The organism is Orbaceae bacterium lpD04, assembly GCA_036251935.1.
GTDB classification, from domain to species: Bacteria; Pseudomonadota; Gammaproteobacteria; order Enterobacterales; family Orbaceae; genus Orbus; species Orbus wheelerorum.
The window spans coordinates 2,346,619-2,359,104 of record CP133967.1 but is presented as its reverse complement, the minus strand read 5'-3'; the positions used below and the strand labels follow the sequence as shown (position 1 = coordinate 2,359,104).

8 protein-coding genes are annotated in these 12,486 nt (G+C 36.0%); all 8 read right to left on the bottom strand.

Features of this window, described 5'->3' with window-relative positions:
- Nucleotides 1-54: 54 nt before the first annotated feature.
- Nucleotides 55-1,254: an NAD(P)/FAD-dependent oxidoreductase gene (locus tag RHO14_10415; GenBank protein WVD70766.1), complete on the bottom strand. Its 1,200-nt coding sequence runs from the start codon at nucleotides 1,252-1,254 to the stop codon at nucleotides 55-57.
- 125 nt (nucleotides 1,255-1,379) lie between these two features.
- The gene (locus RHO14_10410; protein WVD70765.1) at nucleotides 1,380-1,985 is read right to left on the bottom strand and encodes a hypothetical protein; all 606 of its coding nucleotides are present in this window, start codon (nucleotides 1,983-1,985) and stop codon (nucleotides 1,380-1,382) included.
- Nucleotides 1,986-2,000: 15 nt separating this feature from the next.
- Complete coding sequence (locus RHO14_10405) at nucleotides 2,001-4,130, bottom strand: AAA family ATPase (protein WVD70764.1); 2,130 nt, start codon at nucleotides 4,128-4,130, stop codon at nucleotides 2,001-2,003.
- 17 nt (nucleotides 4,131-4,147) lie between these two features.
- Entirely contained in the window at nucleotides 4,148-5,779 is a 1,632-nt protein-coding gene (locus RHO14_10400; protein ID WVD70763.1) for a hypothetical protein, read from the bottom strand.
- A 314-nt stretch (nucleotides 5,780-6,093) separates the two neighbouring features.
- Complete coding sequence (locus RHO14_10395; GenBank protein ID WVD70762.1) at nucleotides 6,094-7,374, bottom strand: MFS transporter; 1,281 nt, start codon at nucleotides 7,372-7,374, stop codon at nucleotides 6,094-6,096.
- Nucleotides 7,375-7,653: 279 nt separating this feature from the next.
- A complete protein-coding gene (locus RHO14_10390) occupies nucleotides 7,654-9,804 on the bottom strand; it encodes a carbon starvation CstA family protein (GenBank protein ID WVD70761.1) in 2,151 nt (716 codons plus the stop codon).
- Between the two features lie 247 nt (nucleotides 9,805-10,051).
- Nucleotides 10,052-10,783: a two-component system response regulator BtsR gene (gene btsR / locus RHO14_10385; protein ID WVD70760.1), complete on the bottom strand. Its 732-nt coding sequence runs from the start codon at nucleotides 10,781-10,783 to the stop codon at nucleotides 10,052-10,054.
- Nucleotides 10,783-12,474, bottom strand: a complete 1,692-nt coding sequence (locus RHO14_10380; GenBank protein WVD70759.1) for a sensor histidine kinase — start codon at nucleotides 12,472-12,474, stop codon at nucleotides 10,783-10,785. The genes btsR and RHO14_10380 overlap by 1 nt, the downstream gene beginning before the upstream one ends.
- Nucleotides 12,475-12,486: the final 12 nt, after the last annotated feature.

The window sequence follows — 12,486 nt, the reverse complement described above, 5'->3', positions numbered from 1 at the left end:
GTTGTAAGCTCAAAAACTTCTCAAATCAGCGACATTTTGTCGCTGATTTACTTTTTAATCTTTCATTTCCACCGCGCAAGCATAAGCGCTACTCCAAGCCCATTGAAAATTATACCCACCTAGCCAGCCTGTAACATCCATTACTTCGCCAATAACATAGAGATTCGGCACCGATTTAACTTCCATCGTTTTAGATGAGAGTGCATCTGTTGCTATTCCACCTAATGTCACTTCGGCGGTGCGATAACCTTCGGTACCATTTGGTATGATCTGCCAATTTGTTAGGTGCTCGATTAATATTTGTTGCTGCCGAGCACTTAACTGTTTTAATACAACATCAGGAATAATTTGTAACTCAATAAGGCTTTCTATTAGCCGTTTAGGTAATAGCTTAGCTAAAATCGTTTTAAGTAGTTGGTTACTTGCTTGCTCGCGCTGGGTTGTAAAAAATAGTGCAAGATCTTCATTCGGTAGCAAGTTGATGCTAATTGCTTCACCTTGTTGCCAATAGCTTGATATTTGTAATATAGCAGGGCCAGATAAGCCACGATGAGTAAAGAGAATATTACCATTAAAGCTACTTTTTACTGTCGAGACATTAGCAAAAACAGAGATCCCCGCAAGCGGCGATAATATATCAAGTAACGATTGTTGCAAGGTAAATGGTACAAGTCCTGCTCGAACAGGCACAACAGGTAAGTTAAACTTTTCTGCAATTTTATAACCAATTGGTGTGGTACCCAGTTTTGGCATTGACAGCCCACCAGTTGCAATAATCACTTTGTCTGCGGTAATTTGACCTTGGTTTGTATCAAGCACAAATTTATTGTCAGTTTGATTAATATCGTATAACTCTGTTTGTAATTTAAATTTAACCTTACCTTTTTGACATTCATTGATTAATACGTTAACAATATCTTGCGCGCTATTATCACAAAAAAGCTGACCTTGTTCTTTCTCATGATAAGCGAGATTATATTGGCTGACTAAATGAATAAAGTCCCATTGGCTAAAGCGTTTTAAAGCAGATTTACAAAAGTGATTATTTTGTGAAAGGTAATGATTTGCATCAACATTAAGATTGGTGAAATTGCAGTAACCGCCCCCAGACATTAAAATTTTACGGCCAACTTTTTTGCCATTATCAATGACAGTAACATCAAAGCCTCGCAGGCCAAGTCGGCTTGCACAAAATAGGCCGGCAGCGCCAGCGCCAATAATGACAATTTTAGATAGCATAAGTTTATGGATCATAGATAAAAAAGCCATTATAACCAAGTTAGTGAAAAATAGCCGAGTATTATTTTATAAAGGATCTAAAGGCATCGATTTAAGATGCCAATAAAATAGAAATAGGAGTTTGAATGATAATAATACTACTAGTCCAATTTGGGGCTAGTAAGTGCATTATTTTGGCAGCTAATATGCAATATATTTGGGTAAATATTAAAATACATTGTCATGCGCATACGCATTCCATAAGAAATAACTTCACATTGGGTTAAGCCAGTCGGCACACTTGCGCCAATGCTATCGGGTAAGAATATATTGCCATGATGTATCATATTCCACATATGATGAAAAACAGATGGTTTTATTCTAAAATAAATAGATGATTCACTATCACAATGATCCGAATAGCATCCTCTAACACCCCAAATATTTTCAGCAGGGTAGAGCTCTTCAGAGTGGTTAAGGTAAATCACTTCTTTTTTATAGGTAGCAAAGTAATAGCCAGTGAGTAAAACAAAATAGATAGCTATTGGTATTAATAGCGTTACAATTAGCATTGCAACGCCTCGTTTATATACAAATTCATCGTATTTATTATAAGTAAATTTTACCCACCATTTTTTATACCAGCCTAAAATGATATAAACCTTTCCCCATAACCATTTAACCAAATTAATAATCAAGCTCGCTTTGCTGGTTATAAATTCAACTTTAGACATGAGTTGTTGCAAAAAATTGCGTGGTTCGCTCATTCACGTTATTCCTTGTTAATTTGGGCTGAAAGTAATCTCAAATTTATGTGAATCTTTATTATATAAGGCATTAAATCTACCAGTATCATTAGGGTGATGCAAAATATGATTCACGATAATTGGCCGGATATTAGTCTTGATATAACCTGGCAATCCTCTTGCGCCCCGAATTAAATCATAATGGTCATAACAAAATGCACTAATGCACGAATCGTTCATCTCAATTGATAATCCTCTCGCTTGATATGACTGATTGAGTTTGGTTATTTCACGGCGAATAATGCGTTCAATGACGGTTAGTGGTAAGCGTTTAAAGTGCAGAATATTTTCACGACCATTAAAGCGGTTAAGTAACTCGGAACGATAAGTATTATTTAATTCACTTGATGCGAGTTCTTTAGCATTATCATCTGATAATTCAGTATTTAAATAATATTGCTGGCCGATATTTGACGTCATAATAATCATGATGTCTGAAAAATCTACTGTTCTACCAACATTATCAGTTAGCCTACCATCAGATAAGATTTGTAAGAAGATATTGAATACGTCAGGATGCGCTTTTTCTATCTCATCAAATAGGTAAACGCCAACGGGTCTTTTTCTTACTGAATTTGTTAAAATACCACCAGCTTCAAAGCCTTCATAACCTGGTGGGGCACCGATTAATTTTGCAACAGCATGTTTTTCCATATACTCTGACATATCAAAGCGAACTAATGATTTTTCATCACCATATACATATTGCGCTAATGCTTTTGCCATTTCAGTTTTACCCACACCAGATGGGCCTAAGAATAGATAAGAGATAGCAGGGCCAGCTTCATCAATCGTATCGACTTTAGACACTTTGACAGCATTTGCCACATGTTTAACGATGCTATCTTGTCCATAAATTCGTGTTAACAAGTTCTTTTCTAGATTGATAAGGTTTTCAACTTCATTTTCATCGAGTTTATTTGCTGCTATGCCTGATATTTGACTAAATTCGGAAATAACGTTTTGACGCATTAAGCGTAAGTCTTTGTTTGCTAACATAACTAATTGATTGTGTCGCTCATTATTTTGGCTAATTTCACTATCAATTTGACGGATTTTTTCTTTGAGTTCAGTGATTGCCGGTGAATCAAATCCTCCTGCGGTAAGCTGCGCAAAGGTTTTAATAGACGAAGACTCTGCGGTTTGATTATTTTTCTCTTCTTCTTGTAATGCTGTAATTTCATCTTGTAGTTTAAATCGCAGCGATTCGGCGTCGCGTTGGTATTGGTAAGTTTTACTTATTTCGGCTTTAAGCTCTTGCCAATCTTGTTGCCATTGTTTTAGCTGGTGTTGTAATTCTAAGCGCGCTGTCTCATCTGTTGTTTTCGCAATTAAAGCGGTAAGCTCAGCTATTTTAGGATGCTGTTTATGCGTGAATTGACGATAACTCGCTAATGCTCTATCAAGTAATGAAATAGCTCGTTGTGGCTGTGCACCACCTAGTCCTAAACTATCACGATATTTGCTGGTTAAATGAATTGCTTCATCAATTGCTGATATATCAATATTAATTTTATGATACATCGCAAGTTGTTTTGATACATTGGTAACAATTGCATTTAAATTATCACCTGTCGGCTCTTTTACGTCATAAAGAGTGTAGAGCTCAGACATATTGGTGCTTGCTTTTAATACGCTACTTAATTTTTCATCACGAACTTCAAGAATAACCTGAAAATTATCTAATTTATCTGCATTATTCAACGCATTAATAAAATGGGCATTTCCAGTATTATTCGCTGCCTCTAAAAAATTAGCCGTATCACTAATAATTAATACCGACTCCGATGTTTGGGTTAATTTTTTTAGAATATTTTGAAATTCATTATTAATTTTTGCACTATCACCACTAGAAAAAAGGGCATCGGTATTTAACCAAAATAGTTTTTTAACAATTAGGTCAAATGGCGTATCAATATTCGCTTTTGCTGCTTGTAAACCTAATGTTAGCCAAGACGTTCCAACGCCGTTTGGGCCACTTAGTAATAGAGAATTAGATGAGCGCCGAATCAAGATAGATGATATTCGCTCGAGATCATTTTCCCTACCGACTAAGCTATAATTGGGATGTTTAGCCAGATATTCACGTCCTCTGATTAAATACATGATTAATTCCTTTTATATCATAGTTTAAATGGTGAAGTAGTGCTTGACTCAGGTTTCTTAGTTTCAGTTTTTTCTGATATGACATCACTTGTTACCGCGATAAAATCACGTGTATCTGTTTGCACATCTTTCGCCATTTTTTCAATTTCATCTAAATTTGCACGCATTGTTTCGAGTGCAGATCGGGTAATTTCAGTCGCTTCTCGCTGTGTATCGCCAAATTCAGCTAAATTTTGCAGCATAATTTCTAAATCAGCATTGATATCATCACGACCAGTTGCAATACGAATAGCTTCATTTTTAGCGATATCGTTTGTTACTCGAGCCATTTCAGCTAGGGTATTGCCTGCCATTGATTGGGCTTCGTTAATTGCAGCTGAATTGACTGCTGTTACAACCACGCTTAGTTGTGAGGCAACAGAGGCGATCCCTCTCGAGTGCATTGCTCTTGCGCTTTCAACTTGCTTTTTAGTTGCGGTTTGCATATTACGAATTTTAATTGCTTCAGTTGTTAATTCGCCATAGGTTTGCATAGTGTCTATCGTTGCTGTTGACACCGTATCAATGTGTTCATCGAGGTTACGGCAAGTTTCATCAATTTTCATTGATTCAAGTAAGTTATCACCAGTATTTTTACTTTCTATCTCTTTTCTTTCTTCCCGGTGAACTTTTTCAACTTTCTTTGTTGCTTCATTCATAATGGCATAAATTTGGATCATATTGCCGTTATTGTCACCAAGCCCTTCAATTTGCTTAACCATTTTTTCTAAATGACCACGGATCGCGCCAAATCGTTCTTTTCCTTGATTAACAAATTTTAATGCCGATTCAACCATTTCTGATTGACGTAAAGTATGTTCTTCTGATGTTAAATTAAGTAACTCTTTTAGTTTTTCAACTTCAACTGATTTAGATCGATCAGCTTGATGAGCTTTAATTTCATTTTCAAGAGCGTTTAATTTAGCGTTTTTACTCTCAATATTTTGTTTAGATTTTTCAATTTTATCTTCATTAGCGAGAATTTTTGCCTTTGATGCTGCTTTTATTTGGCCTAAACCAAAAAAGCCTTTATCTTGTTGTAATAAATAAATTTCTTGTTGTAGCTGCTCTATTTGTGTCTCTAAACTGGCAAGCTCATTTTTAAGCTGAACTTTTTCTTCATTTTTAAGCTGATCCCACTCTTGGTCTGCTTTTATTTGTGCAAGCGCATTGCGCGTTTCGCCATTTTGGCGCAAATTATACAAGGCGTCAGTAATTTCTGTTAATGGTTTTATTTTGTCGATAAAATCATTTAGATCGTTATTAAAATCAGAATACACAGTTTGAAGTTCAGCAAATACTTCAGTATCTGTCATTTTTATACGTTGTTTGGACATCTCTTCTGAGATAGATTGCAAATACTCTTTAAAAGTATCAAACTCTTGAATTTTTGCCCGATCTAACTCTTTATTATTGGTAAATTCTAAAATTTTAGTTACATTTTCAACTTTTTCCTCTAATGAGAGACTGTCTGAAAAAATAACTTTAAAAAAAGAATTATCTTTAATATCAGCAAGTGGAGTTTCAGTTTTGGCTGCTTTAGCTCGCTGTCTTATTGAAGAATCACTACGTTCGGAACTGGCTAATTTCTGACTTGAAGAACCACTCATATCCTTTTTCCTATTTTATTTTAAATGTAATAAATTGTTAAATGAAACACATAAACAAAGTCATAGATTTCTTGTCTGTGTTTTTATTTTAATCTTAAAAAATCAGCGGGTATTATGTAATTACCATGCTATTTTGGCAAGCTAAAGCTGATTTTATGAGCGATTTTGCATCAATTATTTTGATATATAGCTGATTAACGAATTAATATAAATTTTACCATTACGGTTATGCCAATAATGTGCTACTCAATAACTAAATTATTTGTAATAATTAATCGAACTATATTGCTATCGATTGAATAATTATCATCTATTTACTCATCATAATAGTGATAACGACTTAGCAAATAAATACAGATAATTGAGATCAAAGCTAAAACACAATAAAACAGTGCTAAGGGATACCAAAAAGTACCATATTGATAAATAAGATAACCACCAATTAGCGGAATGATACTGCCAAAAATAGCAGCGCATCCTTGGTAACTAATTGAAAGGGCGGTATAGCGAATTCGCACTGGGAATATTCGGCTTAAATAACCGGCAATAACCCCATAAAATCCACTATAACAAATCACGGTTAACGAGATACCAATGATGAAACTTGGCTTAGTGCCGATATTGACTATTGGGAACAGTAAAAAAACGGATAGCAGAGCTAATAGCGCCGAGATCATTAAAAAGTAGGATGCCTTCATTCGCTCAGCAAGATAAGCGGTAAAAGGCTGGCAGATGAAGTGCACAATAGCTACCCAAAATAGGGCATCTAAAATAAGGTGTTTTTCTGTCTGTAAGGCGAGGGTAGTATAGCCAATCATCAGAGTATTTGAAAATATGCCACTAAATGATAATGCATTGGCGCCGATTGCAAGCATGATAAGAGGTAATGCATTTTTAAATACACTAACGAGCGGGGCGGATTCTTTTTGTTTGATCATCTGTTGTTTTTTATTTGATTCAATAAAAACAGGTGATTCAGTTAGGGTAATGCGGGCAATAAGGCCGATGATTAATAAAATAAAACTCACCAAGAATGGTAATCGCCAGTAGCTACTGTCAAATAATTCTGTTTTAGGTAGGCTAATAATATAAGAAAATACTAGAAGGGCTAATACATTGCCAGCTGGGCTACCCCACTGTGCAAATGATGAAAAGAAGTTTTTTAACCCTTTAGGAGCATGCTCTCCTGCCATTAATACTGCGCCGCCCCATTCGCCGCCAACGGCAATACCCTGTACTATCCTTAATAATACTAATAAAATTGGCGCAATGATCCCTGCTGTTTCATAAGTCGGTAATAATCCGACGCAAGTTGTCGCAATACCCATCAATATTAAGGTCATAATCAGTGATTTTTTACGACCTAGCCGATCACCGATATGACCAAAAATAATAGCGCCAAGTGGACGAGCTAGAAAACCAACCGCAAATGTTCCGAAAGATCCTAAAATGCTAATAAATTGATTATCAGAAGGGAAAAAAAGCTGACCAAAAATAAGGACTGAAGCTAAGGCGTAGATATAAAAATCGTACCATTCAATTGTCGTTCCGATAAACGCAGCAAAAGCTACTTTTTTGGCTGAAGAACCTACCATATAAGCCTCTAAGGATGATGAATTGGAATAAATATTTTATTCAATTATGGGCGTATTTAATTTTGCCTATTTTAGCGAGTAACGCAGGGAAATGCCAATATTACCTTTTGCGCAGTATGATCATATTATTTATTCAAACATTATGGGCTAAGCTTAGATTGCGGATATAAAAATGCCCCACTATTTTAATAGTAAGGCATTTTGTTAAAATCATAATAACTAAGCACGACTTATATCAATCACCTACCAGATTGTATCAATTTGGTAGGTGGATTAATTTTAGTGAGACATTGATGTTTTCACACCACCTTCAGGTACAGGTACATAAGCTGTCTCTTTATCTGAACGTTCTTTATTATTACGAACTTTAAGTGCGGTTTTAATACCGTAGAAAATAATACTATAAACAACGATTAGGAATAAAATACTTAATCCTGCATTGGTATAGTTATTAATAACGATATGAGTCATATTACTAATTTGTTCTGCTGTTAAACTTGGATCTTCAACAATTTTACGGTTATAGTCTTTAGCTAAATATAAGAAACCTTCTAATTGAGGATTATCACTAAATAGTTTTAGACCAATCGCCCAAGTAGTACAAATTAATAACCAAATGGCTGGAATAATCGTTACCCAGATATATTTCGCACGTTTCATTTTGATTAATACGATTGTTGCAAGGACTAATGCAACCGCTGCTAACATTTGGTTTGATATACCAAATAGTGGCCATAGGCTCTTAACGCCGCCAAGTGGATCAACCACGCCTTGATATAGTAAATAACCCCATAAACCAACGCATCCAGCAGTACCAATAACGCCAGCAACCATTGAATCGGTTTTCTTTAAGAACGGCACAAAGTTACCAAGTAGATCTTGTAACATAAAGCGACCAGAGCGAGTACCAGCATCTAAAGCAGTTAAAATAAACAATGCTTCAAATAAGATACCAAAATGGTACCAAAAGCCCATATCAGCGCCAGGTAAAATTTTATGGAATACATGAGCAATACCGACAGCAAGTGTTGGTGCACCGCCTGCGCGATTTAGTACAGATGGCTCGCCGATATCTTTCGCTGTCTGTAAAATTTCTTCAGGTGAAATAATAAAGCCCCAAGAACTTACCGTTGCAGCGGCGTGAGCCGTAACCTCTTTTAACTGTGCCATGATAAGTGGCGCAGCGTTTGGATCGCTAAGGTTATGCAAGTTAGGCATAGTAATACCTAAGCCCGCTGGCGGCGTATTCATCGCAAAATAGAGGCCAGGTTCAATTATTGATGCGGCAACTAACGCCATGATAGCAACGAATGACTCCATTAACATTGCGCCATAACCAATAAAGCGTGCATCTTTTTCGTTAGCAAGAAGTTTTGGCGTTGTACCTGATGCGATCAAGGCATGGAACCCTGATACTGCGCCACAAGCAATAGTAATAAATAAGAATGGGAATAACGCACCTTTCCAAACTGGGCCCGTACCATCAATATACTGTGTTATTGCTGGCATTTTTAATTCAGGGTTTATGATGACGATACCGACGGCTAAACCAACGATTACGCCAATTTTTAGGAAGGTTGCTAAATAATCACGAGGAGCAAGAATCAACCATACCGGTAATAATGCTGAAATAAATGCATAACCAACTAAAACAAAAGTAATTGTAGTATCTTTAAATGTTAACGCAGGTCCCCAGTATGGGTCGTGAGCAATAACGCCACCAAACCAAATTGATAACACTAATAGCACAATACCGATAACCGATATTTCTAAAACTCTACCAGGGCGAATGAATCGCATATAAATCCCCATAAATAGGGCAATTGGCACGGTAGAACAAACGGTGAATACACCCCAAGGGCTTTCAGCTAATGCTTTTACTACGATTAATGCTAGCACTGCTAAAATGATTAACATAATTAAGAAACAGCCAAATAATGCGATAGTACCTGGTACTCGCCCCATTTCTTGTTTAATCATTTCGCCAAGTGAAGCACCATTACGGCGAGTTGATAGGAAAAGTACCATAAAATCTTGTACTGCGCCCGCAACAACAACACCAGCTAGTAGCCAAAGTGTACCGGGTAAATAACCAACTTGCGCAGCAAGAACAGGCCCGACTAATGGCCCTGCGCCAGCAATAGCGGCAAAGTGGTGACCAAATAGGACATATTTGTTAGTAGGGACATAATTTAAACCATCATTATTAATGACAGCAGGTGTTGCCCTCGTTGGATCGAGTTTCATTACCTTATTGGCAATATATAAACTGTAGTAACGATAAGCGACTAAATAAACTGAGATTGCAGCGGCTATAATCCATAAAGCGCTGATATGTTCACCGCGCCTTAATGCGACAACGGCTAGGCAACATGCTCCAAAAAGTGCGACTAACACCCATGGAATATGCTTAAGATACTTATTATTCATTTTATTTTCCTTTGTGATAAGCACAATTAATTTTTTAAAATTAACCAACGATATATTAAATAAACTGGGTTTTAAAATATATCGTGATTTAGCTAACTGGTTAAATTACAAAGGTGAGTGGTTAAAAACGACTAATTAATGGTTTTTTCATTATAATATAGCCTTACAACAATATTTTAACGAAAATGGTCTATAAGCTATAAAAATGAAAAAGATATTAAGTCAGTATCTTGATATAAATTAATGATTAACTGAGTCCTAGTTGCTCTTTTAGTGTTTTTAAATAACGCCGACTAACTGGGATCGATACATTATTAGTTAATATAATTTCAGTACGGCCATCTTGGTCGAAACGTATTTCTTTGAGCTGTTTAATGTTAATAAGATATTGTCGATGACAATAAACGAGTTGGGTTTTTTCTGCTAATGTTCGCAGAGTTAACTCGGTAAAATATTCGGTATGTTCTTGATTAAATACATAGACGCCACTTGCTCTTGAACTCACATAGTAAACATCTTCAGGATTGAGTAGATAGATTTTACTATGACCAATGCATGGAATATATTTTAAATGATGACTGATATTTAATTGGCTAACATCTTGCCGATCACTCTCATTAGATAAACTGTTTGATAAACGCTGTAGTGTTTTGTTCAAGCGATTAGATTCAATCGGTTTAAGTAAATAATCGAATGCTTCCGCTTCAAAGGCTTTTATTGCATATTCCTCATAAGCGGTTAAGAAAACGATATGAGGCATTTTTTGTGGATCAAGCATGCTTAGCATTTCAAGCCCACTAATTTTAGGCATTTGAATATCTAAAAAAACCACATCAGGATCAAGAGTATGGATAGCTTTTATTGCTTCAAAAGCATTACTGCATTCAGCAATAATATTAATATGCTCATGTTGTTTTAATAAACAATAAAGGTTTTCACGAGCGAGCGGCTCATCATCGACAATTATCACATTTAACATCAATTAAGCCCCTTTTCAATTGGCAATGCAATTACCACTCGGGTGTAAATATCTGCTTTGCACTCAATTTTCATGCCATATTGCTTTCCATATCTAACTTGGATTCGCTTATGCACTAAATTAAGCCCAAGCCCTTGATTATCTTTTAATTCCTCTCTGTAATTACCCGCATTATCTTCTACTTCAAGCATTAAAATATCTTGCTGTTGATAGGCTTTTATCGTAACACAGCCTTGGCCAATCATTTGTGATATGCCATGTTTAATCGCATTTTCAACTATCGGTTGCAACGAAAATGCAGGTAAGCGAGCATTTTCCAGCGTTGTTGGAACATCAATAATAATATCGAGTTTATCCATAAACCGCATCTTTTCAATTTCAAGGTAGGCAGTTATATGATCGAGCTCATCTCTTAATGATACGATTTCTTCAGGGCGTTTTAAATTTTTTCGAAAGAAAGTTGAAAGATTTTGCACTAACTGCGATGCCTGTTGCTTATCTCTACGTATTACTGCTAATAAGGTATTTAAGGCATTAAATAAGAAATGGGGATTAACTTGTGCATGCAGCAATTTTATCTCGGTTCCTGATAGCAGTTTTTTATAATGCTCATTTTGCCCCGTTAAAATTTGTGCGGATAATAGACTTGCGATCCCTTCGCCTAACGTGCGGTTCATTGAACTAAATAGTGTATTTTTTGCTTCATAAAGTTTAATTGTACCAACAACTTTATTGTTTTCTCCTCGAAGAGGGATAACTAATGTTGAGCCGAGTCGACAGTTTTTACTTATTGAGCATTGATAAGGTTCGTGTACGCCATCAAGGTATTTAACCTCATCGTCTTCGATTGATTGCAGTGTTGATTTTGAAGCAATTGTAGTGCCGGGTAAGTGATGATCACTGCCCACGCCAATAAAAGCAAGAATTTTCTCTCTATCGGTAATTGAAACAGCGCCAACGCCTAATTCCTGATAAATAATATGGGCAACTTTAGTGCTATTTTCTTGGTTAAAACCGTCACTGAGTAAACCTTCCGTACTTGCTGCAATGGTAAGCGCTTTAGCTGAAAATGCAGAGGTGTATTTTTCAAACATTGCTCTGCGATCAAGTAATATTCGCATAAACATCGCAGCGCCAAAACTATTGGCAATAATCATCGGCGCTGCAATATTTTGCACGGTATGAAGGATCACATTAAAAGGCTTTGTAAAAATAAGGATCATGATCATTTCTAATGATTCCATTAAAATTGCTAAAATCGCAATAACTAATGGATTGTAAATAAGATCAACACGGCCTTTTTTCATTAAAATATGATGAACAATGCCGCTAATAAGCCCAGTTAAAATGGTTGAAATCATACATATTTCAGCAGTTATACCGCCTAAGGTATAGCGATGAACGCCGCCAGTAATACCAACTAATAATCCGACATAAGGCCCACCAAGCAGCCCCCCTAAAATCGCACCAATAGCTCGGGTATTGGCTAATGTATCTTCAATTTTAAGACTGAAATAGGTTCCCATAATACAGAAAAAAGAGAACACCAGATAACACAGCAATTTATGTGGTAAATGAACAGTTACCTGAGTAACTGGAATAAACAGTTTAGTTTTACTTAGCATATAAGCAATAACCAAGTAAACGCACATCTGCTGTAAAAGCTGTAAAATTAAATTAAATTCAAACATATTTGTCTTTTA

What these genes read in the sequence shown, in the direction of transcription:
- RHO14_10415 (WVD70766.1), bottom strand. Translation starts at nt 1,254, where the DNA reads ATGATCCATAAACTTATGCTATCTAAAATTGTCATTATTGGCGCTGGC.
- RHO14_10410 (WVD70765.1), bottom strand. Translation starts at nt 1,985, where the DNA reads ATGAGCGAACCACGCAATTTTTTGCAACAACTCATGTCTAAAGTTGAA.
- RHO14_10405 (WVD70764.1), bottom strand. Translation starts at nt 4,130, where the DNA reads ATGTATTTAATCAGAGGACGTGAATATCTGGCTAAACATCCCAATTAT.
- RHO14_10400 (WVD70763.1), bottom strand. Translation starts at nt 5,779, where the DNA reads ATGAGTGGTTCTTCAAGTCAGAAATTAGCCAGTTCCGAACGTAGTGAT.
- RHO14_10395 (WVD70762.1), bottom strand. Translation starts at nt 7,374, where the DNA reads ATGGTAGGTTCTTCAGCCAAAAAAGTAGCTTTTGCTGCGTTTATCGGA.
- RHO14_10390 (WVD70761.1), bottom strand. Translation starts at nt 9,804, where the DNA reads ATGAATAATAAGTATCTTAAGCATATTCCATGGGTGTTAGTCGCACTT.
- btsR (WVD70760.1), bottom strand. Translation starts at nt 10,783, where the DNA reads ATGTTAAATGTGATAATTGTCGATGATGAGCCGCTCGCTCGTGAAAAC.
- RHO14_10380 (WVD70759.1), bottom strand. Translation starts at nt 12,474, where the DNA reads ATGTTTGAATTTAATTTAATTTTACAGCTTTTACAGCAGATGTGCGTT.